General features: G+C 73.4%; 22 protein-coding genes. 13 read left to right on the top strand and 9 right to left on the bottom strand.

Annotated features, from left to right (window positions below):
* Positions 1-11 precede the first annotated feature (11 nt).
* Genes ACIA79_RS27310 through ACIA79_RS27295 form a run of 4 tightly spaced genes read right to left on the bottom strand, consistent with a single transcriptional unit; the run spans position 12 to position 4,411 of the window.
* On the bottom strand, positions 12-623 hold the full coding sequence (locus ACIA79_RS27310) for a GTP-binding protein (RefSeq protein ID WP_399431004.1): 612 nt from the start codon (positions 621-623) through the stop codon (positions 12-14).
* Positions 604-1,017: a DUF742 domain-containing protein gene (locus tag ACIA79_RS27305; protein ID WP_399431003.1), complete on the bottom strand. Its 414-nt coding sequence runs from the start codon at positions 1,015-1,017 to the stop codon at positions 604-606. The genes ACIA79_RS27310 and ACIA79_RS27305 overlap by 20 nt, the downstream gene beginning before the upstream one ends.
* A complete protein-coding gene (locus ACIA79_RS27300) occupies positions 1,017-1,517 on the bottom strand; it encodes a roadblock/LC7 domain-containing protein (protein WP_399431002.1) in 501 nt (166 codons plus the stop codon). Before ACIA79_RS27300 ends, ACIA79_RS27305 begins: the two co-directional genes overlap by 1 nt.
* Complete coding sequence (locus ACIA79_RS27295) at positions 1,514-4,411, bottom strand: nitrate- and nitrite sensing domain-containing protein (RefSeq protein ID WP_399431001.1); 2,898 nt, start codon at positions 4,409-4,411, stop codon at positions 1,514-1,516. Before ACIA79_RS27295 ends, ACIA79_RS27300 begins: the two co-directional genes overlap by 4 nt.
* Before the next feature lie 384 nt (positions 4,412-4,795).
* On the opposite strand from ACIA79_RS27295, the gene ACIA79_RS27290 reads away from it, so the two are divergent.
* Positions 4,796-5,632 (top strand): hypothetical protein, encoded by an 837-nt coding sequence (locus ACIA79_RS27290; protein WP_399431000.1) that lies wholly within the window; start codon positions 4,796-4,798, stop codon positions 5,630-5,632.
* A gap of 192 nt (positions 5,633-5,824) precedes the next feature.
* Here ACIA79_RS27290 and ACIA79_RS27285 read toward each other — a convergent pair whose 3' ends face one another.
* Positions 5,825-6,289, bottom strand: coding sequence for a MarR family winged helix-turn-helix transcriptional regulator (locus tag ACIA79_RS27285; RefSeq protein ID WP_399430999.1), 465 nt, complete (start codon positions 6,287-6,289; stop codon positions 5,825-5,827).
* A gap of 219 nt (positions 6,290-6,508) precedes the next feature.
* Here ACIA79_RS27285 and ACIA79_RS27280 point away from each other — a divergent pair, with 219 nt between their 5' ends.
* Entirely contained in the window at positions 6,509-7,330 is an 822-nt protein-coding gene (locus ACIA79_RS27280; RefSeq protein ID WP_399430998.1) for a lysozyme, read from the top strand.
* A 39-nt stretch (positions 7,331-7,369) separates the two neighbouring features.
* Here ACIA79_RS27280 and ACIA79_RS27275 read toward each other — a convergent pair whose 3' ends face one another.
* Genes ACIA79_RS27275 through ACIA79_RS27260 form a run of 4 tightly spaced genes read right to left on the bottom strand, consistent with a single transcriptional unit; the run spans position 7,370 to position 10,520 of the window.
* Positions 7,370-8,176 carry an enoyl-CoA hydratase/isomerase family protein gene (locus ACIA79_RS27275; protein WP_399430997.1) on the bottom strand — a complete coding sequence of 269 codons (807 nt, stop codon included), beginning with the start codon at positions 8,174-8,176 and terminating at the stop codon, positions 7,370-7,372.
* The gene (locus ACIA79_RS27270) at positions 8,173-9,366 is read right to left on the bottom strand and encodes a beta-ketoacyl synthase N-terminal-like domain-containing protein (RefSeq protein WP_399430996.1); all 1,194 of its coding nucleotides are present in this window, start codon (positions 9,364-9,366) and stop codon (positions 8,173-8,175) included. Before ACIA79_RS27270 ends, ACIA79_RS27275 begins: the two co-directional genes overlap by 4 nt.
* Positions 9,363-10,232: a hypothetical protein gene (locus tag ACIA79_RS27265; protein ID WP_399430995.1), complete on the bottom strand. Its 870-nt coding sequence runs from the start codon at positions 10,230-10,232 to the stop codon at positions 9,363-9,365. The genes ACIA79_RS27270 and ACIA79_RS27265 overlap by 4 nt, the downstream gene beginning before the upstream one ends.
* A 42-nt stretch (positions 10,233-10,274) precedes the next feature.
* Entirely contained in the window at positions 10,275-10,520 is a 246-nt protein-coding gene (locus tag ACIA79_RS27260; protein WP_399430994.1) for an acyl carrier protein, read from the bottom strand.
* Positions 10,521-10,893: 373 nt separating this feature from the next.
* Here ACIA79_RS27260 and ACIA79_RS27255 point away from each other — a divergent pair, with 373 nt between their 5' ends.
* From ACIA79_RS27255 to ACIA79_RS27205, 11 genes are all read left to right on the top strand, one after another.
* Positions 10,894-11,664, top strand: a complete 771-nt coding sequence (locus ACIA79_RS27255) for a 2OG-Fe dioxygenase family protein (RefSeq protein ID WP_399430992.1) — start codon at positions 10,894-10,896, stop codon at positions 11,662-11,664.
* 11 nt (positions 11,665-11,675) lie between these two features.
* Positions 11,676-12,767: a hypothetical protein gene (locus tag ACIA79_RS27250; RefSeq protein WP_399430991.1), complete on the top strand. Its 1,092-nt coding sequence runs from the start codon at positions 11,676-11,678 to the stop codon at positions 12,765-12,767.
* A 66-nt stretch (positions 12,768-12,833) separates the two neighbouring features.
* Positions 12,834-13,085 carry a hypothetical protein gene (locus ACIA79_RS27245; protein ID WP_399430990.1) on the top strand — a complete coding sequence of 84 codons (252 nt, stop codon included), beginning with the start codon at positions 12,834-12,836 and terminating at the stop codon, positions 13,083-13,085.
* 52 nt (positions 13,086-13,137) lie between these two features.
* Positions 13,138-14,544: an MATE family efflux transporter gene (locus ACIA79_RS27240; RefSeq protein ID WP_399430988.1), complete on the top strand. Its 1,407-nt coding sequence runs from the start codon at positions 13,138-13,140 to the stop codon at positions 14,542-14,544.
* A gap of 35 nt (positions 14,545-14,579) precedes the next feature.
* The gene (locus ACIA79_RS27235) at positions 14,580-15,791 is read left to right on the top strand and encodes an acetyl-CoA carboxylase biotin carboxylase subunit family protein (RefSeq protein ID WP_399430987.1); all 1,212 of its coding nucleotides are present in this window, start codon (positions 14,580-14,582) and stop codon (positions 15,789-15,791) included.
* Positions 15,788-17,068, top strand: a complete 1,281-nt coding sequence (locus tag ACIA79_RS27230; RefSeq protein ID WP_399430986.1) for an aspartate aminotransferase family protein — start codon at positions 15,788-15,790, stop codon at positions 17,066-17,068. Before ACIA79_RS27235 ends, ACIA79_RS27230 begins: the two co-directional genes overlap by 4 nt.
* Positions 17,069-17,164: 96 nt before the next feature.
* Positions 17,165-21,025 carry an amino acid adenylation domain-containing protein gene (locus ACIA79_RS27225; protein ID WP_399430985.1) on the top strand — a complete coding sequence of 1,287 codons (3,861 nt, stop codon included), beginning with the start codon at positions 17,165-17,167 and terminating at the stop codon, positions 21,023-21,025.
* 192 nt (positions 21,026-21,217) lie between these two features.
* Complete coding sequence (fabG, locus tag ACIA79_RS27220) at positions 21,218-21,922, top strand: 3-oxoacyl-ACP reductase FabG (RefSeq protein ID WP_399430984.1); 705 nt, start codon at positions 21,218-21,220, stop codon at positions 21,920-21,922.
* A gap of 87 nt (positions 21,923-22,009) precedes the next feature.
* A complete protein-coding gene (locus ACIA79_RS27215) occupies positions 22,010-22,768 on the top strand; it encodes a 4'-phosphopantetheinyl transferase family protein (RefSeq protein WP_399430983.1) in 759 nt (252 codons plus the stop codon).
* Positions 22,765-23,604, top strand: coding sequence for a dimethylargininase (ddaH, locus tag ACIA79_RS27210; RefSeq protein WP_399430982.1), 840 nt, complete (start codon positions 22,765-22,767; stop codon positions 23,602-23,604). Before ACIA79_RS27215 ends, ddaH begins: the two co-directional genes overlap by 4 nt.
* A 5-nt stretch (positions 23,605-23,609) precedes the next feature.
* Positions 23,610-24,665, top strand: coding sequence for a hypothetical protein (locus tag ACIA79_RS27205; RefSeq protein ID WP_399430981.1), 1,056 nt, complete (start codon positions 23,610-23,612; stop codon positions 24,663-24,665).
* Positions 24,666-24,837: the final 172 nt, after the last annotated feature.

The raw sequence follows: 24,837 nt of genomic DNA, 5'->3' as shown, positions 1-24,837 counted from the left end.
CTCGTTACTCGTTACTCGGGGGTGGTTTCGAGCGCGCGGGCGACCAGCGCCAGCAGGGACTCGATCACGGTGTCCCGCTGCCGGGCATCCATGATCACGATCGGGACGTCCTTCGGCACGGTGAGCGCCTCCCGGACGTCCTCGGCGTCGAACAGCTCGGTCCCCTCGAAGTGGTTGACGGCCACGACGTACGGCAGGCCGCAGCTCTCGAAGTAGTCGAGCGCCGGGAAGCAGTCCGTCAGCCGCCGGGTGTCGGCCATCACGACCGCGCCGATCGCGCCGCGCACCAGGTCGTCCCACATGAACCAGAAGCGCTGCTGGCCCGGCGTGCCGAAGACGTACAGGACGAGGTCGTCGTCGAGGGTGATGCGGCCGAAGTCCATCGCGACGGTCGTCGTGGTCTTGCCGGGCGTCGCGGTGAGGTCGTCCGTCTCCTCGCTGGCCTGTGTCATCAGCGCTTCGGTCTGCAGCGGGGTGATCTCGGAGACCGACCCGACGAAGGTCGTCTTGCCGACGCCGAAGCCCCCGGCGACCACCACCTTGGTGGCGATCGGGGCGCGGTCGCGGTCCAGTTCCCAGGACTGCAGCTTCTCGTCGGAGACGTCAGAGACGACGGAGTCCACCCAGCACCCTTTCGAGCAGTGCGCGGTCGGGCCGGCCGGTGCCGTGGCTGGTCCCGTACACACGTATCCTCCCCTGGTCGGCCAGGTCACTGAGCAGCACCCGGACGACCCCCAACGGCATCTTCAGCAGCGCGGAGATCTCCGCGACCGTACGCATCCGGCGGCAGAGCTCGACGATGGCCCGCATCTCGGGCATCACGCGGGCGAGCCCGCCGTTCGCCAGCTCCTTGCGCCCCCGGTCCTCGGGCGCCTCCAACGCGGCCACGAACGTCTCGACGAGCAGGACGTGGCCGAAGCGGGTACGGCCGCCGGTGAGCGAGTACGGGCGGACGCGGGCAGGGCGGCGCCCCTCCCCTCGTACGGGCAGCCTTCCGGCGGCGGCAGCGGCGGACATCACTGGGCGGCCTCCAAGGACTGGCGCAGCTCGCTGCGGAGTTCGGGGGTGAGCACGTGTCCGGCGCGTCCGACGAACAGCGCCATGTGGTACGCGATGACGCTCATGTCGCAGTCCGGGTCGGCGTGCACGCCGAGCAGCGAGCCGTCGCTGATCGACATCACGAACACGCTGCCCTCCTCCATGGCGACCATGGTCTGCTTGACCGCCCCGCCGTCCATCAGCCGGGCGGCGCCCACGGTGAGGCTGCCCAGGCCGGAGACGATGGTGGCGAGGTCCGCGCTGGAGCCGCGAGGACCGTCGGGCCGGCGGCGGGAGGCGGGGGCGGCGGCCGGGGCGGGGGTGTTCTGCGCCGGGTCGGACGAGAGCAGGAGCAGCCCGTCGGACGACACGACGGCTACGGACCGGACTCCTGGCACCTCCTCGACGAGGTTCCCCAGCAGCCAGTGCAGATTGCGGGCCTCGCTGCTCAGCCCGGGTGTGCCGGTCGTCGCAGTCAACTGCGTGCCTCCTCGACTGTGTCCCCCGTCTCTTCTGTCTCTTCCGTCCGGGCTGCCGGCGCCTGGGCGATCTCCGCCTCGGCGTCGCGGCGGCCCTCCTGCGCACCGCGGTGGAACCCGCCGAGCCGGCGGCGCAGCGCCTCGGCGTCGACGCCGCCCGCGCGCGGGGCGCGCGGCTCGGACGTCGCCACGATCCTGGGCGTGCGCTTGGGCAGGCCCTTGTCGGTGACACGCTGCACCGGCCCGGTGTCCTCCGGCCCCGCGCCCTCCGGCTCGGTGCCCTCCGGCTCGGGAGCCCGCTCGTGGACCGCGTCGGCGGCCGTGGCGGGCCCTGCGAGGCCGCCGTCGGCCCGGTCGTGCCACGCACCGTCGTCGTCCCCGGCGCCGTCGTCCGCGGTGCCGTCCTGCGCGGCGCGGTGGCCCGCGGTGGCGTCGTCCTCGGTGCCGGCCTCGGCGCGGTGGCCCGCGGTGGCGTCGTCCTCGGTGCCGGCCTCGGCGCCGTCAGCCGCGGCGCGGTCGTGCTCCGTGCGGTCCGTCCCGGGCCGCTCGTCGCCGATGCGCGGGGCGCGGACCTGGAGGGTGGTCTCGGGACCCGCCTGCTCCGGGTCCTCCGGGCCGGCCGGGTGCTCCGACGGCTCCCCGGCCTCCCGGACCGCGGACTCCGCGGCCGCCACCAGCGGGTCGGCGGAGCCGGCTGCGGGCGCGGTCCCTTCCTCGCACGCCGTGCGCGCACCCGGCAGCGTGTTGGAGTTGGCCTCGGCGACCGAACCCGGCAGGTGCAGCGTCGCCGCGGCCGCCGCGGCCGCCTGCGGGGCCGAGGGCAGCAGCGCCGGCGGCAGGACGACGACCGCCGTCACGCCGCCCTGCTTCTGCTCCCGCAGCTGTACGCGCACGCCGTGCCGCGCCGCCAGCAGCGCGGCCACCCGCAGTCCGAGGCCCTCGCCCTCCTCGCCGGCGGGGTCCCGGCCGTCGGGGTCCGGGTCGGCCAGCCGGGCGTTCAGCTCGGCGAGGCGGCTCCCGGTCATGCCGATGCCCTCGTCCTGCACGGAGAGCATGACCTCGCCGCTCTCCAGCAGCCAGCCCGAGAGCTGCACCTTGGTCTCCGGCGGCGAGAACGAGGTGGCGTTCTCCAGCAGTTCCGCGAGCAGGTGGCTGAGGTCGTCCGCGGCGAAGCCCGCCACGTACGAGTGCGGCGGCAGCGACTGGATGGTGACGCGCTCGTACCGCTCGATCTCGCTGACCGCCGCGCGCAGCACGTCGACCAGCGGGACCGGGCCCTGGTGGGCGTGGTTGTGCTCGTGCCCGGCGAGGACGAGGAGGTTCTCGCTGTGGCGCCGCATGACCGTGGCCATGTGGTCGAGCCGGAAGAGCGTGGCGAGCCGCTCCGGGTCCTGCTCGCGCTCCTCCAGCTTCTCGATGACGGCGAGCTGCCGTTCGACGAGGCCCAGCGTGCGCAGGGAGAGGTTGACGAAGGTGTGGTGGACGCTGCTGCGCAGCCGCTCCAGCTCGGCGGTGACCCGCTCGGTCCGCTCGCGCAGTTCCGCGCGCTGGCCGGCGAGCTCGGCGGCGAGGGCCTCCCGGGCGGCCACCGCGTCGGTGCGCTCGGCGTCCAGGGCCTCGGCCCGGCCGGCGAGCTCGACGAGCCTGCCGTGCAGGGTGTTCAGGGACCGGACGACCTGGGCGAACTCGTCGTTGCGGCCGGTGAAGCGGACCGGCTCCTCCGTCTCGGGCGCGGCGGCGAGCCGGGCTGCGCCGAGGCGCAGGACGGCGAGGGGCCGGGTGAGGGTGCGGGCGACGGCGGTGGAGATGCCGATCGCGACGAGCAGGCAGCCGCCGAGGAGCGCGATGCGCAGCTCCAGGGCGGTGACGTCGTCGTCCCGCAGCCGCTCCATGCCCGCGACCTCGCCGGTGGCGAGCGCCGACTCGACGCCGCGCATCTGCTCGATGCGGGCGGTGAGCGCGGCGGCGAGCTTCTCGTCGTCGGTCCTGCGGTCGGCGTCGGACAGCTCGGGCTGGTCGGTGAGGCGTGCGAGGTAGGTCTCGGCCTTCTTCACCTCGGGCCCGGTGACGGTCCCGGCGAGCCGGTCGCGGGCGGCGGGCGCGGCGGCCTGGTCGAAGTCGGCGAGGGCGGCCTGTTCGCGGACGCGGGCCTGCTGGGCGGCGGCGGTGAGCGCGCCGCGGGTGCGGCCGGCCTCCTCGTCCGCCGGGTCCTTCTCCTCGACGTAGCGCCCGGTCACGGGGTCGTAGACGGTGGTGCCGGAGCCGTCGCCGCCGGGGACCGCGAGGGCGGCGAGGAGCAGACCGCGGGTGGCGGAGGCCTGTTCGACGGCGTGGCCCAGCTCGGCGGCTGCGCGGGTGCCGGCGTCGGCGGCGCGGGCGGGGGTCCTGTCGGCGAGCTCGGCCGCGAGGGCCTGGAGCTTGGCGATCACCTCGGTGTACGCCCTGTGGGCGTCCATGGCGGTGCCCTTGCCGGTGAGGGCGGCGCGGCGGACGGAGGCGACGGTGGCCAGTTCGCGGCGCAGGTCCTCGGGGGCGTCGGAGCCGTCGGCGGCGATCTCGTCGATCTGGCGGTCGACCCGGGCGCTGTGCTCGGCCCCGACGGCGGGCGCGCGGTCCTTGTCGTCCCGGCCGGCGGCGATGTACGCGGTGACCTCGTCGCGCTCGTCGGCGAGCGAGTGGGCGAGGGTGACGGCCTGCCGGTTGAGCTGGGCGAGGGTCACCAGCCGCTGGGAGTCCGTGAGGTCCGCGGAGGCGGTGAGGACGGCGGGGGCGCCGGCTCCTATGACGGTGATGCCGACGAGTGCCACGCCGGCCACGAGCCGGCGGCGGACCCGTACGCCGCGGCCCCCCGGTGCCTGCTGAGGGTCGCCGGGAGTGTCACTGCGCTTCTGCACCGGTGCTCACATTCTTGAACTCGTCCACCCATGAAGCAGAGGTGACGGCCGTTCACCTACGTGATGTCCCACCCCTGGTACGGCTTCCGACCATTCCAGCGGTTTTGGGTAGGCAGCACGCATCGGCCACTCCGCCACCCGAACGAGTGAACAACATGCCGGAGTTGGCGAACAACTCGCGTGGGAGCCCGCCGTGGGGCCCCGCCGGAGGCGGGCTGGATCTTCCGCGCGGGCTTTGGCAGGATGCGCGCCCGCACCTTCCCGGGGCCCGGTGCTCCGGGCCCGGTCCGGCCGTCCGGCCCCTCCGGCCCGCTCGCGACGGCGGCGCTCCGGGCCTTTGTCGGCCGCGCGAAGAAGTCGTGCGCCTGCGGCACACTGGGGCCCATGCACACCGAGATCTCCTGCGTCCCGGGTGACCCGGAACGCCCCAACGAGGACTGGGCTTCCGTGGCCGTACCGGCGTCGGGCCGGGGCGGAGCGGTGGTCGTCCTGGACGGGGTGACCCCCCTGGCGGGCGACGTCGGTTGTGTGCACCCGGTCCCGTGGTTCACCGCGCGGCTCGGCGGCGCGCTGACCGAACTGTCCGCTTCGCGCCCGGACCTGACGCTGCCCTCCATCCTCGCGGAGGCAATCCGGCGCACCGCGGACGCCCATCGCGGCACGTGTGACCTTTCTCACGTCCGCACGCCTCAGGCAACCGTGGTCCTGGCCCGCTGGGACACCGCGTCACTGGAACACCTGGTGCTGTCCGACTCGGTGCTGCTGCTGGAGTCCCCCGACGGGTCGGTACGGGCCGTGCGGGACGACCGGCTGGACCGGCTGCCGCCCGGTGCGCTCGCGACCCAGGAGATCGCCGACGCGACCGTACGCAACCGGGAGGGCGGCTTCTTCACCGCGGCGGCCGACCCGTCCGTGGCCGCGCGGGCGGTGACGGGCCGTACGCCGCTGCACGAGGTGCGGGCGCTGGCCGCGCTGACGGACGGGGCGACCCGCTGGACGGAGCGGTTCGCGGCGGGTGACTGGGCGGACTGCTTCGGCGTGCTGCGCAAGGAGGGCCCGCGGGGGCTGATCGCGCGGGTGCGCGCACTGGAGACGGCCGGCGCCGAGGGTGCGGCGGATGCGGCCGGCGCGGTGGAGGCGGTGGAAGAGGTGGCGCGTACGCGCCTGCGGCGGCGCGGCAAGCAGCACGACGACGCGACGGCGGTCTACGTCGAGCTGTAGACGCCCTGCCGGCACACCGGAGCGGGCCCGGGGCGACGACGCGCCACGTCCGGCTGTCAGCGCCCTCCGCCGCGCCGGAGCGGGCCGTGGGCCGCCCGGTACACCGCGGGCCCGCGGCCGCCGTCGAGGGTGTCGCCCCCGCTCGGTGCCGCGCCGCGCGGCACGGCGCCCCGGCCGGGGCGCGCACCGGGCTCAGGGAGCGTCCTCCGCACCGGTGTTCAGCTGGTGGAGCAGCCGGGCCAGTTCGGCGACCTCGGCGCGGTCCCAGCCGGCGAGCTTGCGGCGGTAGCGCTCGCGGCGGGCGTCGCGGACGCGGCGGAAGCGGGCGCGGCCCTCCTCGGTGAGGCGGACGAGGGAGGCCCGGCCGTCGGCGGGGTCGGGGTCGCGGGTGACCAGCCCGAGGTCCTCCAGGGCGCGCAGCTGGCGGCTCATCGTCGCCTTGCCCACGCCGAAGTACCCGGCGAGTTCGGTGGCGCGCTGGCTGCCGGTGGCGTCGAGACGTACGAGCAGGCCGTACGCGGCGGGCTCCAGCTCGGGGTGGACCTCGCGGGCCATTTCGCCCGACTGGGCGCGGGCGCGGCGCAGGAAGACGGCCAATTCCCGTTCGAGGGCCAGGAATTCCTGGTCCGGTTCGTTCGCCGTACCGCTTCCGTGCACGTCAGCACCCCTCGCGCGCTTTTCCGGTTCTGAAAGTTTGCGCCGGCGGCAGACGTCGCCGCAGCGTGCACAGTATTTCGCAGGCGTAGACCAACGGCGGCGTCCGGTCCCCTTCCGCGGCGCCGTTCTACGTGCGTAGCGTGAGGAGCATTCTGACATGTCCACACCAGGACATGCCGGCTCCCGAGCCCTGGGCTCCCCCCACTTCGGAGGCACGCCATGCCCGTGCACAGATCCGGAACCACCGGCCGCGGCGGGGTCGCCGCCGCGGCCCTGCTCTCCGTCCTGGCTCTCCTCCTGACCCTCCCGGGCGCGGCGAGCGCCGCCGACAGGCCCGCCCGGGGCAGCGCGTACATGGGCATGGGCGTCCCCGCCCATGACGGCACCGGCGGGCTGCCGCCCGCCTCCCGCGCCGCGCAGACCGAGGGCGTGGACGTCTCCAGCCACCAGGGCGAGGTCGCCTGGTCCTCCCTGTGGACCAGCGGTGTGCGCTGGGCCTACGTGAAGGCCACCGAGGGGACGTACTACCGGAACCCCTGGTTCGCGCAGCAGTACAACGGCTCGTACGGCGTCGGCATGATCCGCGGCGCCTACCACTTCGCCACCCCCGACACCACGGGCGGCGCCGCCCAGGCCGACTTCTTCGTGGACCACGGCGGCGGCTGGTCCCGCGACGGCAGGACCCTGCCGGGCGCGCTCGACATCGAGTGGAACCCGTACGGCAGCGCCTGCTACGGCAAGAGCCCGTCGGCGATGGTGGGCTGGATCCGCGACTTCCTGAACCGCTACAAGTACCGCACGGGCCGCGACGCGGTGATCTACACCGCCACGAGCTGGTGGAAGCAGTGCACCGGCAACCACGGCGGCTTCGGCGCCTCGAACCCGCTGTGGGTGGCCCGCTACCACACCACCGTCGGTGAACTCCCGGCCGGCTGGGCGTACCACACGATGTGGCAGTACACCTCCACCGGCCCGATCGTGGGAGACCACAACCGGTTCAACGGCGCCTACGACCGCGTGCAGGCCCTCGCCCTCGGCTGACCCCCGCGGGCGGCCCGGGGCCGCCCGCGGACCGGCCGCTCAGCGGCCCTCGTAGACCGTGGTGTGCTCCGGGCCGTCCGCCAGGAACGCCTTCACCGCACGCCGGTGGTCCGCGGTGGCGGTGACCTCGGCGGCGGTGGCCGGCACGGCCGCGTCGGCCGCGGCGGTGCCGCCGGCCAGGAAGCGGCGCACGAGGTGCTTGGTGGCCGCGTGGGCGCGGGTCGGTCCGGCGGCCAGGCGCAGGGCGTACGCGTGGGCGTCCTCCCGGAACGTCTCCGGCGGGAACAGGGCGTTGACGACGCCCCAGTCGGCGAGGACGGAGCCGCGGTAGAGGTCGCCCGTCATGACGAGCTCGCGGGCGCGCGAGGGCCCGGCCCGTTCGGCCAGGCGCTGGGTGCCGCCCATCGCCGGCGTGAAGGCGATCTTGCGCTCCACCAGTCCGAACCGGGCCTGGGGCGTGGCGACGATCAGGTCGCACGCCAGGGCGAGCTCGAAGGCCGCGGTCAGGGTGAGCGAGTGCGCCGCGAACACGGTGGGGCAGGGCAGTGCCTCCAGCGTCCGGACGGTGGCCAGCCGGGCCTCCCAGAAGGACGCGGCGTCCTCGTCGGCCAGTTCGTCGAAGACGCGGACGTCGACGCCCGCGCTGACCACGCGCCCCTCGGCGCGGACGAGGAGCGCCCGGGGCGGGTGCGCGGCCAGGTGATCGACCGCGTCCGCCCAGGCCGCCCACATGCCCTCGTCGAAGAGGTTCATGGGCGGGCTGTCCATGGTGAGGACCGCGAGTGGTCCGTCGGTGTCCAGCCGCAGCACCGCCGCGTCCCCGGTGAGCGAGGAGGGCAGCGTCATCCCACGCTCCGGAAGATGCTGATCGCGTTGTTGCCGCCGAAGCCGAAGGCGTTGTTCTGCACGTGCCGCAGCTCCGGAAGGGCGAGCGGCTGCCCGGTGACGAGGTTGATGTCGAGTTCGACGTCGTCGCGGTCCACCGTGGTCGGCGGCACCAGGCGGTGGCGCAGGGTCAGGCACGCGGCCACGGCCCCGGCCGCCCCGGCGGCGCCCATCAGGTGACCGATGGTGCCCTTGATCGCCGTGATCGCCGCATCCGGGTACTGCTCCGCGAAGATGCCGCCCTCGATGGTGTCGTTGGCGCGGCTGCCGGTGCCGTGGGCGAAGATCACGTCGATGTCGCCGGCCTTCAGACCGGCCTCGTCGAGGGCCCGGCGGTGGCAGGCGGCGACCCCGTCGCGGTCGGGCGCGGTGGGGTGGCTGGCGTCGTTGCTCACCGCGGTGGCGAGCACCTCGGCGTAGGGCGTGGCGCCGGGGCGCAGGGCCCGCTCGGTCTGGAGGACCAGCATGCCCGCGCCCTCCGAGGGGGTGACGTAGCGCCGGTTCCGGCTGAACGGGCGGCACTGCGCGGGGCCGATGGCCTGGAGGGTGTTGAACCCGATGATGTTCTTCTCGGAGTACGGGTCGCAGCCCCCGACGACGGCCGTGTCGGCGACGCCCGCGCGCAGCATCTCCAGGGCGCAGGAGAGGGCGACGTTGGCGGAGGCGCAGGTGCTCTGCACGAGGAAGGCGGGGCCTGCGGAGCCCGCGGTGCGGGCCACGCCGTCGGCGATCGTGTAGGGGTTGAAGGAGCCCGTACGGGCGATGTCGCGCCGTCCGGCGACGATGTCCTCCAGGGCGTCCGCCTGTCCGTCGCTGCTGCCCACGCAGACGACGGCGTTGCGCAGCGCCTCGCCGCCGGGTTCGAGCCCGGCGTCCCGGAGGGCCTCCAGCGCCGCGAACTCGGCGAAGACGGAGGCGGACCGGGGGTTGGCGCGGGTGGCCGCGCCGACGCGCTCCAGGGCGGCCTCGCGGGCGGCCTGCGGGACGCGGCCGCCGAGGATGCCGGGCTTCATGCCCGCGTACAGCGGTGCCAGCTCCTCGAAGCGGCTCCTGCCCGCGCACAGGTCGTCCCAGAAGGGGCCGGTGCCCGCGCCCGCGGGCGAGATGATGCCGAGTCCGGTCACGAAGACCCGTGTCGCTTCCTGGCTCACCAGGTCCTCCCATCGGTGCTGTTCGCCGGGCGGCGGGTCACCGTCACGGTGGCGTGGCGGCCGTCCGGCGCGCGGCATTCGAGGACGGCCTGCTCGGCGGGGCGCAGTTCCTTGAGCACGCCCATGAAGTGGTGGGCCGCGAAGGCGCCGTTGCGGTCGGCGAAGACGGCCGGCTCCGCGTCGGGTGCCGGCTCCCGCGCCGCTCCGGCCGCCGCCGCCGCCGCGCGGCGGCGGACGGCGCGCAGCGGAGTGCCGGGAGCGGTGTCGTCCGCGCCGAAGGCGAACTCGGCGGTGAAGTCGTCCCCGTGCAGCAGGGCGGCGTGGACGACGCCGGAGGTGCAGGGGGCGTCCGGCGTGTCGAGGCCCGCGTCCAGGACGGCCTCGGGCGCGTACACGTCGCCGATGAGCACCCGGCTGGTGCCGGACCGGCCGCGGTCGAGGGCGGACAGCGCCTGCCACAGGACGGTCACGGGAGTGAGCGGGCCGGCGTTGACCGTCATGTTGCGGCCGGTCGAGCCGATGCGGAGGTTGACGAACGCCGACGCCGAACTGGAGGTGGCGTTGGGAAAGTACTGGGCGGACAGGAGCCGGCCCTTGGCCGCCGCGTCGCGCTGGAGGCGCGCGAGGGCGGCGGTGTTGCCGTACTCGGTGCCGATCACGACGGTGTCGTCCGACCGCTCCCCGGAGGCTTCGCCGGTGGTGAGGACGAGATAGAGGCAGAGCCGGGTGAACGAGTCGCGGAACTGGTCACCGGAGGTGCCGACGACCTCCGGGAGGTCCTGCGGCAGACCGGCGAGCTCGTCGTCCTGCGCTGCTGAGTGCTCGGGCGCGCACAGCGCGACCCGGCCGAGGCTGAAAGAGAACAACACGACCCTCTGGGACGGGAGGCTGGTGGGCTCGCGGGTGCGTCAGGCGGCGATCTGCTCGCCGACGTAGCGCTGGAGGTCCGCGACCGTGACGAGGTCGCGGGAGAACTCGTCCCCGATCTCGACGTCCAGGGCCGCCTCCACCTGGACGATGACGTCGATCAGCTTCAGCGAATCGATGTTCAGGTCCGACTTGAGCTCCTGGTCGGGCGAGATGGTGAAGGAGTCGGGAAGTTCGGCGACCTCCTTCAGGACCGCGGAGATCTGCTCTTCGACGTGGTTCGACACTGTTCCCCCAAGTTGTGTGGCTTGCCGATCAAGGACGCTAACCCGGCCGACGACGACTGTCAATGAATTACAGGCGAACGCAAGGCTTTTTCCAGGCCACCACCGCGATCTGTACAGTCACGCAGCAGATGTCCATTTTGAGATCACCGGGAAACACTTCCTCATGGATCCGGACAGCAGAATGTCAGCCAAATTAGCTCACTATTCGGACATGGCGAGAAGTCTTCGCCACCCCAGCTGACCTGCTCATACAAAGATTCGTACGCTTGTTCGGTGCCACTTCTGTGGCCTGAGTCACATTGATCACGTTTGCCTCTGTGCGCTAGCGTCCAATTTCGTCAGTGCCAATGGCTCACAGGGGGAACTTTCTGCCATGCCCGTAGACCACTCGACTCTCTCTGCTCAGGGATATGACCGCTGGGATTTGCAAACCCATTTCGGAATTACTGAGCAGGACGAGAACTACAAGGCACTCAGGGCCGCGTACGACGATCTTCCGGAAGACCCGTACGCACCGGGTTCCGGGCGTTACCGGCGATACGCCCGCGGTGTTTTCCTTCCGTGGTCCAAGGAATTCTTCTGGATGCCGGCCACGGAAAGCCAGGCCCGCGAGGGCATGAACGGCTACTACCAGGGCGACAACAACCCCGAGTACGTCGGCGTCACCCGGAACCTCCCCGCCATCAGCGACGAGATCTGCCGGAACAAGCTGCTGCTGGACATGATCCAGTTCGACTTCTCGCAGACCCGCTGGAACGAGGACGACTCCGTCTGGCCGCTCTACGTCGGCGTCCACCTGATCAAGCTGCACATCGAGGACGACGAGCACGAGGCCGTCTCCTCCCCCAACGAACTGCACCAGGACGGCGAGCCCTACGTCTTCGCCCACCTGATCTACCGCGACAACGCCGAGGGCGGCGCCAACCTGATCGCCACGCCCGAGTACCGCGGCAAGCAGCCCGAGGACGTCCCGCCGGCGGACCGGCTGGCCGAGTTCAACATGGAACGGCCGCTGGAGGCGTACGCCATCACGGACCACCTCGTCAGCCACTACGTGGGCCCCATCCGCAAGGGCAGCGAGCCCACCCCCGGTGAGCGGGCCATCCTGCTCGCCGACTGGGTTCCCATGCGTCACCGCATCTGATGGGCGCGCCCGTGAACACCGTGCGGTACCGCCATGAACGCCCGGTCGGCCCGGGGGCCGTCGAGGAGCTGCGCAAGGCCCTCGCGTTCCACCACCCCGACGTGACCGTGGAGGCGCTGGAGACCGGCGTCGAGGTCTCCCTGCACAGCGGCCCGTCCGAGCAGGAGCTCGGCGAGATGGTCCGGCACTTCCTGCGCGGCCACCGCGAGGTCGCCACCACCGTCCTCGCCGAGCACCCCGGCCGGCCCGGCATCAGCTGCGGCCTCCCCGAGGACGACCGCATCCTCTCCGTCCGGGGCGCGTACCTCCAGGGGCCGGAGTGGACCCGGGCCATGGACACGGTCCGACGGCTCTGCCACGAGCGGCTCGCCGGGAGCTTCGGCGCACCGCTGCTCGCGGGCCCGGCGCAGATCTCCAGGGACGTCCTCGTACGGGCCGGGTACTACCAGAAGTTCCCCAACCTGGTGAACGCGGTCGCCCGGATCCGCGACGGCTACTGGGACGGCGTCACCGTCTCCCGGCTGAGGGCCGACCAGACCGCGGCACTGGACTCGTTCTACACACCGTCCGAGTCCGTCCTGACGCCCGTCACCTGCTACCACGTCTACGCCAACGCGGCCGAACTGTCGGCCCGTTACGGCACCGGCGTGTACGCCATCGACGGCCCGGTCTTCCGCCACGAGTCCCACAACCACAGCGCCACCCGGCTCGGCGAGTTCAGGATGTTCGAACTGGTCCGGCTCGGCAGCGCCGAGGAGGTAGCGGACGCCTACGAGCGGATGCTGAAGGCCTTCACCGGCTTCTTCGCGGAGCTCGACGTGCCGCACCGCGTCGTCAGCGCCTCCGACGCCTTCTTCGGCGACGCCCCGACGATGACCCGCGAGGCCCAGCTCCTCAACAAGAGCAAGTTCGAGGTGCGGGTGCCCCTCGCCGACGGCGCGGAGCTCTCCGTCGCCAGCGTGAACGCGCACGGCGAGGTGTTCGCGGAGGCGTTCGGCCTGCGCCCGCTCGGCACGGACGCCACCTGCTGCGCCGGAATCGGCCTGGACCGGCTGACGTACGCACTGCTGTCGTACGGGCTGCTCCCCGGCGCGGCCGGCTGACCGTTCCGCGTACCGCCCCAGCCACACCGGGATCCCCGGCTTACGACCCATCGAGGAATACGTTCCATGGAAGACCTGACGAACACGGTCGGCGAACTGCTCGAACAGCTCGCCGCCGCGCGGGACGTCCCCGCGGACGCCGAACCGTCGCAGATCATCATCAGCTCCCTCGACCAGATGCGGTTCCTGGTCGGGCTGGAGGAGCGGCTCGACGTCATGCTGGACGTCGGTGACGTGCTGCCCTTCGACCTGTCGAGCCGCGAGGCGCTCGTCAAGAGCGTCGAGGTCCTCCTCGCCGAGTCCGGAGTCGAGCTGTGACCTGCGTCGCCCCCGGGCACGGAGGGCTCCCCCGGCACACCGGGGCCCTCCGGTGACCCGCACCGGCTCCCGTCGGCCGGACATCGGCACCGTGCGCGAGGTCGTGCGCGTCTCCGTTCCGCTGATGTTCGGCATGGTCGGCAACCTGGTCCTGATGCTGGTCGACCGGATCTGCCTGGCCCGGTACTCGGAGGACACCCTGGCGGCCTCCGGACCCGCCGTCTTCACCGCCACCACGGTGATCATGGTGACGACGGGGGCCGTCGGCATCACCCGCTCCTACGTGGCGCAGGCCCACGGGCGCGGCGACCACCGGGACGCGATGGACGAGGGCGCCAACGGCTTCGTCCTGGCCCTGCTGCTGTCCGGGCTGCTGCTCGCCTCCACCCCGCTGCTCACCTGGGTGCCCACCCTGAGCAGCCAGCCCGCGCACATCCAGGACCTGGAGGCGCAGTTCCTCGCGCTGTCCCCGCTGTACGGGTCGGTCATGACCCTGAACATGGCGCTCGCCTCGTACTTCAACGGCATGGGCCGCACCAGGGTGCCGATGACCGTCGGCATCCTCGGCCAGGCCGTCGGCGTGCTGATGACCGTCGGCCTGGTGTTCGGCCGCTTCGGACTGCCGGAGCTGGGCATGCGCGGCTCGGCGCTCGGCACGCTGAGCGCGGTGACCGTGATGTTCGTGGGGTACGCCGTCTGCCTGCCCAAGGGGTACGCCGCCGGCTTCGGCCGGCTGCTGCGCAGGGGCGCTCGGGGGATCACCGACGTGCTGTGGCTGCGGCTGCGGCGCGGGGCGCCGGCGGGCGGCTCGCTCAGCCTGGAGGAGCTGGGGCAGACCGCGTTCGTGTGGCTGGCCGCCGTGCTCGGTTCGGTGGCGCTCGCGGCGAACAACGTCGCGCTCGCGCTGAACTACGCGGCCGTCATCCCGCTGATCGGCCTCGGCATGGGCTGCAACATCCTGGCCGGCAAGGCCGTCGGGGCCGGCCGCCACGGGGACGTGCCGCACATCATGCGGGTCACCCTGACCGTCAGCGGCGCCTACGTCGCCGTGGTCGCCTTCTTCCAGATCGTCACCCCGACCCTCCTGCTCGCCCCGTTCGGGCTGAACGGCGCCGACCCGGCCGTCACGGAGCACGCCGTCGACACCTCACGGGTGCTGTGGACCTACGCCGCCACGTTCATGTTCTCCATGGTCGGCTCCGCCGTGCTGGAGTGCCTGGGCCTGGCGAGGTTCGGATTCGTGGCGCGGGTGGTCCTCATGTGGTGCCTGTGTGTCCCCACACTCATCGCCTTCGCCCTGCTCAACCGCGGTGACGCCGACCTGCTGCCCGTGATGTGGCTGATCTTCTCCTTCTTCGAGGGCGTGATGGCCGCCCTGTGCCTGTGGCGCATCAAGCGCGCCGTGGCCAACGAGGAGAACCGGCTCCACTCCGCGGGCGCGGTCGAGCAGACCGCCTGACACACACCAGACGACGAAAGAGTGTGACCTTTCCCGTGAACGTACTCGTCCTCGGCAACGAGGAAGACTGCCGCGACTACCTGGACTACGCCCGGGGACGGGGCTTCACCGTCCAGTTCCTCGCCCCGCCGAAACTCGCCGCCGACGACCGGGAGAACTGGCGCGGCACCGTCGCCGACGCCGCCCGGGAGGCCGTCGACCTGTCGGCCGTCGACGACGTCGTCTCCTTCCACGACAGCTTCCAGATCCAGCTGGAGCTGCTGCGCGCCGAACTCGGCCTCCCCTCCCGCGACATCGACACCCTGCTGTGCCTGGCCGACAAGACGCGCTTCAAGGCGCACCCGGCCGTGCGCGACCACATCACCCGCCACATCGAGCTGGCTCCGTCGATGAAGGCGCCCGAGGCGCTGGAGGCGGTGACGGCGGAGCTCAGCTTCCCCGTCGTGCTCAAGCCGTCCAACGGCTTCTACAGCGCCGGTGTGGTCAAGGCCGACGGCCCGAAGGAGTTCGCCAAGGCGTTCCTCCAGACGAAGCGGGTGTGCACGGTCCTCCGGGACAGCTCCGGCGACTCCCGGATGCTCGCCGAGGAGTACCTCGACGGCAACGAGTACGCCATCGACGGCATGGTCAGCCAGGGCCGCGTCATCCCGCTGCAGATCCACCGCAAGCTCCCGCCGCTGGTCGGGCCGCTGTTCCACGAGGTGGCCTACCTGACCGAGCCGTTCGACGCCGAGAAGGGCCGCGACTTCAGCACCCTGCTGAACAGCGTGATCGCGGGTGTCGGCCTCGACGACTCGCCCTTCCACGCCGAGTTCCGCTTCGACGGCCAGGGCAGGCTGCGCATCCTCGAACTGGCGCCCCGCCTCTGCGGCGGCGGCACCACGACCTACCAGCAGCTGCGGATCTGCACCGGTATCGACGCCTACGACCTGCTGCACCGCCTGGGCCGGGAGCCCATCGACCCCCAGCCCCTCCACCACCGCGTCGCGCTCGAGTTCGACGCCCCCATCGAGCGCAGCGGCTTCCTCCGCAACACCGCGCAGGCGGTCGACGTCTGCCGGAAGAACGACGTCACCACGGTCCACCTGCACCGTGAGGACGGCCAGTTCGTCCTGGCGCCGCCGCTGAACTTCGAGACGGTCCTGACCGCCTACTTCGCGCGCGACACCCGCGAAGAGGCGGAGGCGCTGCTGGACGTCCTGCTCACCGACTGCAAGATCGAGACCGAAACGGAGAAGTCGTCATGAGGCCGGAGATCAAGCGGGCCCAGCACACCATTCCCGTCGGCGCCAGCTCCCCGCTGCGCGCCTGCCGCAACGTGGACAGCGACCCGCTGGTCGTCGCGGAGGCCCACGGGCAGTACCTCCACGACATCGACGGCACCCGCTACGTCGACTTCATGTACGGCTTCGGGCCGCTGATCCTCGGCCACGCCCCCGAGCCCGTCGCCGCCGCGATCGCCCGCCAGGCGGCGAACGGCACGCTCTTCGGCACGTACTGCACGCAGGAGATCGAGCTCGCCGAGCGGATCACCGCGACCGCCGGCCACCTGGAGCAGCTGCGCTTCGTGTGCAGCGGCACCGAGGCCGTGATGTCCACCCTGCGGCTGGCCCGCGCCTACACGGGCCGCACCCGCATCCTGCGGTTCAACGGCGGCTACCACGGGCACTTCGACCTCGTCCAGAACAAGGACGAGTCGCGGATGCGCGACGCCGGCCTCGACCCGGCGGCCATGCGCTCCAACCTCTTCGCCGAGTACAACGACACGGCGAGCGTGGAGCGGGCCTTCGCCGAGAACCCCGGCGGGATCGCCGCCGTGGTCGTCGAGCCGATCGCGTGCAACATGTCGCTGGTGCTGCCCGAGGAGGGCTTCCTCGCCGACCTGCGCCGCATCTGCGACCGCGAGGGCGCCGTCCTGATCTTCGACGAGGTGATCACCGGCTTCCGGCTCACCTTCGGCCCGGCCAGCAATCTCCTCGGCGTCTCCCCCGACCTCACCGCCTTCGGCAAGATCATCGGTGGTGGCACGCCCGTCGGCGCCTTCGGCGGCCGCCGCGACATCATGCGGCTGCTGGACGAGGAGCGCGTCCTGCAGGGCGGCACCCTGGCCGGCAACCCGCTGACCATGGCGGCCGGCGCCGCCACGCTCGACGTGCTGTCGTCGGACGGCTTCTACCAGGAGCTGGAGCGCAAGGGCGCCCTGCTGCAGTCGGCGATCGAGGAGCACCGGGCCGCCAAGGGGCTGGACTTCACCTTCGTCCGCACCGGCAGCATCTTCGCGTTCATCTTCGTCCCGCAGAGTGCGGCCGTGCGCCGCAAGGAGGACGTGGCGCGGCAGGCCCAGCAGCCGTACACCACCCTCTACCGGGGCCTGCGCGAGGCCGGCTACCACCTCGCCCCGGACATCGAGGAGCCGATGTACCTGTCCAGCGAGACCACCGACGAGACGATCCGGGACTTCGCGGCCCGGGCCGTCGACATCCTGGCCACGGACCCGACGACCCCGGTGGCCGCCACCGCATGACCCGTGCGGGCCGCGCCGCACACCGGCGCGGCCCGCGCCTCCCGTGACTTCCAGCCGGGACTCGCGCCTGCCGCCACCACGCCGACGGGACCAAGGATGCTCAACGAGGACAGGACCCTCCCCCTTCTGCCCGCCCAAGAGGGCGTGCTGTTCGCAGAACAGGCCCACGGCCGGCCCGGCAGCCACAACCTGGCGCTCGCCCTCGGCCTGGGCGGCCCGCTCGACCGGGACGCCCTCCGCGCCGCCGTCCAGGCCCTGACCGTGCGCCACGCGGCGCTGCGCGTGGCCATCGTCGAGCACGAGGGCCGGCAGGTGCAGCGGATCGCCCCCGCCGTGACGGTCCCCTTCGAGGAGACCGGGCTCACCGCCCCCGACCGGGACGCCGAGGACCGGCTGCTCGCCGAGCGGTTCGCCGAGGCCCAGGACCGGCCGTTCCGGCTGGACCGGGCCCCGCTGCTGCGCGCCGTGCTGTACCGGCTCGGCCCGGAGCGGCACGCCCTGCTGCTGGTCCTGCACCACAGCGTCGCCGACGGGGCGTCCCTCGACGTCCTCGCCCGTGACGTGGAGACCCTGTACGAGGCATTCGCCACCGGGCGGCCCGACCCCCTGGCGCCCCCGGCCCTCGGCTACGCGGAGCACGTCGACGCGGCGCTGTCCGCGGCCGCGGGCCGCCGCCGGGAGCGGGCGCTCGCGCACTGGCGCGCCGAACTCGACGGCGCCCCCGCCACCCTGGACCTGCCGATGGCGCGGCTGAGCGGCACCACCGCCCGGCACGCCGCCACGCACCGCCGCGACCTGCCCGCCGCCACGGTGGCCGCACTGCGCGCCATGGCCGGGGAGCACCGCGCGACGCTGTTCTCGGTCCTGGCGGCCGGCGCCTTCGCGCTCTTCTCCCGCTACACCGGCGAGCCCGACCTCGTCCTCGGCGTCCCGCTCTCCACGCGGCTCGCCCCGGGCTCCGAGGAGGTGGTGGGCCTGGCCGTCAACACCATGCCGCTGCGGGTGCGGCACGACCCGGACGAGGGCTTCGTGCCGCTGCTGGGCCGGCTCCAGGGCCGCACCCTGCAGGCCATGCGCCACAGCAGCGTGCCCTTCCACGAACTGGTGCAGGACCTCAACCCGCCCCGGTCGTCCGGCCGCCAGCCCGTCTTCCAGCTCGCCCTGAACCACGTCATGGCCGACCCCGCCCCCGCCCCCCGGGCCGGTGTCCTGGTCGAGCGCCTGCCCGTCGCCAACGCGACGGCCGCGTTCGAGCTGATGCTGACCTTCGTCGAGGGCGACCGGGACGCGTGGGTGTACGCCGAGTACGACACCGGCCGCTTCGGCGCCGACGCGGTCCGCACCCTCACCGACCACCTGGCGAACCTGCTGGGCGCCGTCGCCGCCGACCCCGCCGCACCGCTGCGCGACCTCGACCTGCTGGACGCCGGCGAACGCGACCGGGTCCTGTGCGGCTGGAACGACACCGCCGCCCCGCTGTCCGACGACAGCGTCCCGGAGCTGTTCGCCCGGCAGGCCGGCCGGCGCGCGAGCGCCACCGCCGTCGTGCACGGCGGCGAGCACCTCACCTACCGGGAGCTCGACGCGCGCTCCGCCCGGCTGGCCCGCCTGCTCGTCGCCCACGGCGTGCGCGAGGGCACCTTCGTCGGCATCTCCCTGCCGCGGGGCGCGGACATGGTCGTCGCCGTGCTGGCCGTGCTGAGGACGGGCGCCGCGTACGTCCCCCTCGATCCGGCCTACCCGGCGGACCGGCTGGCCTTCATGGTGGCGGACGCCCGGCCGGCCCTCGTCGTCACCGCCTCGGCGGTGGCCGGGGCCCTGCCCGCCGGAGACGGGACGCCGCCCCTGCTCGTCCTGGACGACCCCGCGGTACGGGCCGAGGCCGAGGCGCTCCCCGACGACGCCTTCCGGCACGGCGTCCCCGCGGACAGCACCGCCTACGTGATCTACACCTCCGGTTCCACCGGCCGCCCCAAGGGCGTCGTCGTCACCCACCGCAACGTCGTCAACCTCGCGGCCTGGGCCGGGGAGACCTTCGGCGCCGGACTGGACCGGGTCCTCGCCGCCACCTCGCTCAACTTCGACGTCTCCGTCTTCGAGATCCTGGGTCCGCTGCTCAACGGCGGCAGCATCGAGGTCGTCCGCGACCTGCTGGAGATCGGCGAGCGCGGCAGCTGGCACGGAACGCTGGTGAGCGGTGTGCCCTCCGTGCTCGCCCGGCTGATCGCCGACGGCGGGCCGGACCTGCGCGCCGGGTACCTCGTCCTCGCCGGGGAGGCCCTGACGCCGCGGGTGGCCGCCCAGCTGCGCGCGGCCGTGCCCGGGGCCCGGCTGGTCAACGCGTACGGCCCCACCGAGGCCACGGTGTACGCCAGTTCCTCGGCCGCGGACGACACCGGCGACGGTGCGCCGCCCATCGGCCGCCCGCTGCGCAACACCCGGCTGTACGTCCTCGACGACCGGATGCGCCCCGTGCCCACCGGGGTTCCCGGGGAGCTGTACATCGGCGGCGCGGGGGTCGCCCAGGGCTACCTGCACCGGCCGGAGCTGACCGAGGAGAGGTTCGTACCGGACCCGTTCGGGGCCGCGGGCGGCCGCCTGTACCGCTCCGGCGACGTCGTCCTGCGCCGGCCCGACGGGCAGCTGGAGTACCTCGGCCGCGCCGACGACCAGGTGAAGCTGCGCGGCTTCCGCGTGGAGCCCGGGGAGATCGAGGCCGTGCTGGCCGGGCAGCCCGAGGTCGCCCAGGCCGTCGTCATCGTCCACGTGGACGGCCACGGCGAGCGCCGGCTCGTGGGGTACGTGACTCCCGCGCCCGGCGCCGTGCCCGACCCGGCGCGCCTGCGCGCGGCGGCCGCGCGCGCCCTGCCCGAGTACATGGTGCCCACCGTCGTCACACTGGACGAACTGCCCCTGTCGCCCAGCGGGAAGCTGGACCGCGGCCGCCTGCCCGACCCGGGGTTCCGGGCGTCCGCGGGCCGCCCGCCCGAGACGCCCGAGGAGCGCGGCCTCGCCGCCCTCTTCGCCGACATGCTCGGCGTGGCGGAGGTGTCCGCGGCGGACGGCTTCTTCGACCTGGGTGGCCATTCGCTGCTGGCGATCCGCCTGGTCCGCCGGATCCGCGAGGAGACCGGGGCGGAGCTCACCGTCCGGGACGTCTTCGAGACCCCGACGGTCCAGGGCCTGGCCCAGCGGCTGGGCCGCGGTGCCGGGACCGCCGCCGGCGGTGACTTCGGCGTCCTGCTGCCCCTGCGCCGCACCGGTTCCCAGCCGCCCCTGTTCTGTGTCCACCCGGGCTTCGCCCTGGGCTGGAGCTACGCGGCGCTGATGCGCCGGCTCGACGCCGACCAGCCGGTCTACGGCCTCCAGGCGCGCGGTGTCGGCGTCGAGGAGGAACTGCCGGCCACGTTCGAGGAGCTGGTCGCGGACTACCTGGAGCACATCCGGTCCGTGCAGCCGCACGGCCCGTACCGGCTGCTCGGCTGGTCCTTCGGCGGGCTGGTCGTCCACGCCCTGGCCACGCGCCTGCAGGCGGAGGGCGAGGAGGTCCAGCTGCTGGCCATGCTGGACACGGTGATGGTCGGCACCGACGAGGAGCTCGACCCCGCGGAGCAGCGGCGGCTCATCGAGACCGAGACCGCCGCGGTACGGCAGGTCGTGCCCGACGAGGACCGGCTGCTGCGTGTGGTGGAGAACCTCATCCGGGTGCGTTCGCTCTTCCGGCCCGGGCGGTTCGAGGGGGACGTGCTGCACTTCACCGCCGCCGAGGAGCCGGGGCGTACCGACTCCGTCAGCGACCCCTGGCGGCCGTACGTCGCCGGCCGGGTCGAGGAGCACCGCATCGCCTGCTCCCACTTGCAGATGATGGACGTCCGGCCGGCCCAGGAGATCGGCGACCTGCTGGTCAAGACCCTGGCCCGCTTCCGCGCGCCGGAGGCGTCCGGGTCCGTGTCCTGACCGTGTGCCGCCGTGTGCACGACCCGTACGACCCTTACGACCGTGCCCGTACCTGCACGACCCGTACGACCGCACGACCTGCCCGACCGTACGACCCGCACGACCCGTAGCGCCTCTTTCCGTGGACCGTCCGGTCCGGTCCGCCGCGACCGGGCGGCCCCTCGTACCGCCCCACCGCACGAAGGACTTCTCATGCCCCGTACTGCCCTGGTACTCGGCGGCAACCGCGGCATCGGCCTGGCCGTCGCCCGCCGGCTGGCCGACCGCGGTGACCGGGTCGCCGTCAGCCACCGCACCGGCGAGCCCCCCGAGGGGCTGTTCGGCGTGCGGTGCGACGTCACCGACCCCGAGGCGGTGTCCGCCGCCTACGCCCGGGTGAAGGAGGAGCTCGGCCCGGTGGAGGTGCTCGTCGTCAACGCGGGCATCACCCGGGACCGGCTGTTCGTGTCGATGACGCGGGAGGACTTCGAGGCCCCGCTGCACACCAACCTCGTCAGCACTCTCCACACCGTCAAGCCCGCCCTGCGCGGCATGATGCGCGCCCGCTGGGGGCGGATCGTCCTGGTCTCGTCGACCGTGGCGCTGTCCGGAGCGGTGGGGCAGACGAACTACGCGGCCTCCAAGGCGGGGCTCATCGGCTTCGGCCGCTCCCTCGCGCTGGAGGTGGCGCGGCACGGCATCACGGTCAACGTCGTGGCCCCCGGCTACACCGACACCGACATGGTCGCCGCCATGCCCGAGGCCGAGCGCACCGCCCTGCTCGCCGCCGTGCCGATGGGCCGGATGGCCGCGCCCGAGGAGGTCGCCGGCGCCGTGGCGTACCTGACCGGCGAGGACGCGGGCTACGTCACCGGCACCGTCCTCCAGGTCGACGGGGGCGTGGCCATGGGCCACTGACCCGGCACGGACACCACTCACGACCACACGAACCGGCCCGTACGGCCGTGCGAGGGGGAACAAGCAGTGCTCACGGGGCTGCCGCGCGTGCGCGGAACAGGAACCGGCGCGGTCACGCGCCCGGCGACCGTCCGGGCCGCGGTCCGACCCACCCGTGACGTCCTGCCCCTGCTCGGCACGGTGCGACTGGCCCCGTACGAAGAGGCCCGGGCGGCCCGTCTCGCCCCCGGGCCCCGCCGGGACGACTTCCTGGCGGCGCACGTCCTGGTCCGGCTGTGCGCGGCCCGCGCCACCGGCGAGCCCCTGTCCTCCCTGGTCGTCGCCCAGCGCTGCGAGGACTGCGGCGGCGACGACCACGGGCGGCCGTACCTGCCGGGCCGGCCCGGCACCGGGATCAGCCTCTCGCACGCCGAGGGCGTCGTGGCGGCCGCCGCGGGCCCCGGCCCGGTGGGCGTCGACGTCGAGGCGGTCCCCCCGGGCGCACCGGGCGCGCCGGACGCCAGGCTCCTCGCCCGGGTCCTGGCACCGCCCGAGATCGCCGCTGTCCGCGGCGCGCCCGACCCCATGGTCGCCTTCCTCCGCCACTGGGTGCGCAAGGAGGCGCTGGTGAAGGTGGGGGCCGCGACCCTGGGCACGCTGCGACGGCTGGACCTCACCGACCCCGCGACCACCTCCGGGCTGCGGCTGCACGACTGGACGAGCCCCGACGGCCGCTTCCTGGCCGCCGTGGCCACCGGCGAGCCGTCGCCCCCGGGCCCCGGCGGCGACCCCGTCTTCGACCCTCCGCCCGCATCCGGCGGCGGCACCACCCCTTCTCCACTTCCTCACCAGGAGCAGTACCGATGACCACGAATCAGTCCGCCGCACCGTCACGGACCCGCACGGCGACCCCGCGCCGGTTCCTGATGTGCCCCCCGCGCCACTTCGACGTCACCTACTCCATCAACCCGTGGATGCACCCCGGAAAGCCCACCGACGGGGCGCTCGCCCTGCGGCAGTGGGAGGGGCTGCGCGACCTGTACCGGGAGCTCGGCCACACCGTGCACGAGATAGACCCGCTGGAGGGCCTGCCCGACATGGTCTTCGCGGCGAACGGCGCGACCGTGGTCGACGGGAAGGTGTTCGGCGCGCGCTTCCGGCACGTGGAGCGCACCGCGGAGGGCCCGGCCTACCTGGCCTGGTTCCAGCGCCAGGGGTACGAGGAGCTGTACTGGCCCGAGTACATCAACGAGGGCGAGGGCGACTACCTGGTCGTCGGGCGGCGCATTCTGGCGGGCACGGGCTTCCGCACGGACCAGCGCTCGCACTTCGAGGCGCAGGAGTTCTTCGGGCTGCCCGTCACCACCCTCCAGCTCGTCAACCCGTCGCACTACCACCTGGACACCGCCCTGTCGGTGCTGTCGGACGACGAGGTGATGTACTACCCGGCCGCCTTCTCCGAGGGCAGCCGGGCCGTCCTGCGCGAGCTGTTCCCCGACGCCGTGCTCGCCACGGCCGAGGACGCGGCCGTGTTCGGGTTGAACGCGCTCTCGGACGGCCGGCACGTCCTGCTCCCCAAGGCCGCCACCGGGCTCGCTGCGCAGCTGTCGGCCCGCGGCTTCGAGCCGATCGGCGTGGAGCTGACCGAACTTCTCAAGGCAGGCGGCAGCGTGAAGTGCTGCACGCTCGAACTGCGGGGGTGATCGCGATGACGGACAGCCACATCGTGGAGCGGTACGACGGCACGGCCGTCAACTGCCTGACGGGCAGTTACTCCGTGCTCTCGGGCATGGTCGGCCGCCCCGTCGAGGAACAGGTCGTCTTCGAGCGCGGCGACGGGTTCCTCTTCCAGGCGGGCCTCGACGAGTCCGGCTATCCGGAGTACATCTTCCCGGTCGAGGAGGCCGGCGCCCTGGGCATGACGCGCTCGGGCTTCACCGTGCACAAGGAGCCGGTGGACTTCGACGCGCCGGGTCCGCAACTGGCGGCGCTGCTGGAGAAGTTCGGCGGCGTGATCGTGTGGGTCAACACGGCGCACCTCGGCTATGCCGCGGTGTACCGCGACAACGCGCCCTATCTGCACGCCGTCGTGGTCGAGTCGATCACGGCCGACCACGGTCACGTGCAGGTGCGCGACAGCCTCGTCGTGGACATGAAGCCGTTCAGCTGCCGTGCCGTCCTCGCCCTGGACGACCTCGGCCGGGCCGCGGCCGACCGCATCCGCAGCGACGCCCACGACGCCATGGGCTTCTTCTACGCCGTGTCCGACTCCCTCACCGCGGCGCCCGGAGCGGGCGAGGGCGGTACGGACGGGGGCGGTACGGACGGGGGCGCGGGGCTGGGCGGCGCCCTGGCGCGCCAGGCCGAGCGGTTCTTCGCGGAGCCGCGGTTCCGGGGCGCGATCCGCCGCTACCAGGAGCTGTGCGAGGAGTGCTTCGACGCCGGCGGGGAGCGCGCCGCCCGCGGCGCCCGCCGCCTGTTCCACCACGCCTCGGTCCTGTACGCGGTGCCCAGCCTCACCCTGATGGGCCGTTCCCTTCGGGCCGCCGGCGCCTCGGAGGCCACCCTCGCGGTGCACGAGGAGGCGCTGCGCCACTGGGAGGCCATGGGCGTGCTCGCCCTGCGCTACGAGGCGACGTCCGCGCCGTCCGTACGGACCCGGATGGCGAAGCGGTTCGACCAGCTGGAGGAGACCACCCTGGCGCTGTGGCGCTCGGTGGCCGGGGACTGGCCGACGGCCGCGACGGCGGCGACGGCGGGCTGACGCCCGGGGCGGGCCGCTGCCGGGCGGCCCGCTCCGGACGCCCGCGACGTGGGGGGGGGGGGGGGGGGGGGGGGGGGGGGGGGGGGGCGGGGGGCGGGGGCGGGCGGGCGCGCGCGGGGCCCCCCCGCGCCGCGGGGGCCCGGCACCCACCCCCGACCACACACCACCGCGC

The sequence above is a fragment of the Streptomyces sp. NPDC051310 genome (assembly GCF_044455245.1).
Taxonomy (GTDB): Bacteria; Actinomycetota; Actinomycetes; order Streptomycetales; family Streptomycetaceae; genus Streptomyces.
This window is presented reverse-complemented; position numbering and strand designations above follow the sequence as displayed.

Coding starts and splice junctions, on each gene's coding strand:
- ACIA79_RS27280 (WP_399430998.1), top strand. CDS start 6,509: ATGCCCGTGCACAGATCCGGAACCACCGGCCGCGGCGGGGTCGCCGCC.
- fabG (WP_399430984.1), top strand. CDS start 21,218: ATGCCCCGTACTGCCCTGGTACTCGGCGGCAACCGCGGCATCGGCCTG.
- ddaH (WP_399430982.1), top strand. CDS start 22,765: ATGACCACGAATCAGTCCGCCGCACCGTCACGGACCCGCACGGCGACC.
- ACIA79_RS27255 (WP_399430992.1), top strand. CDS start 10,894: ATGCCCGTAGACCACTCGACTCTCTCTGCTCAGGGATATGACCGCTGG.
- ACIA79_RS27225 (WP_399430985.1), top strand. CDS start 17,165: ATGCTCAACGAGGACAGGACCCTCCCCCTTCTGCCCGCCCAAGAGGGC.
- ACIA79_RS27290 (WP_399431000.1), top strand. CDS start 4,796: ATGCACACCGAGATCTCCTGCGTCCCGGGTGACCCGGAACGCCCCAAC.
- ACIA79_RS27245 (WP_399430990.1), top strand. CDS start 12,834: ATGGAAGACCTGACGAACACGGTCGGCGAACTGCTCGAACAGCTCGCC.
- ACIA79_RS27230 (WP_399430986.1), top strand. CDS start 15,788: ATGAGGCCGGAGATCAAGCGGGCCCAGCACACCATTCCCGTCGGCGCC.
- ACIA79_RS27305 (WP_399431003.1), bottom strand. CDS start 1,017: ATGTCCGCCGCTGCCGCCGCCGGAAGGCTGCCCGTACGAGGGGAGGGG.
- ACIA79_RS27205 (WP_399430981.1), top strand. CDS start 23,610: ATGACGGACAGCCACATCGTGGAGCGGTACGACGGCACGGCCGTCAAC.
- ACIA79_RS27275 (WP_399430997.1), bottom strand. CDS start 8,176: ATGACGCTGCCCTCCTCGCTCACCGGGGACGCGGCGGTGCTGCGGCTG.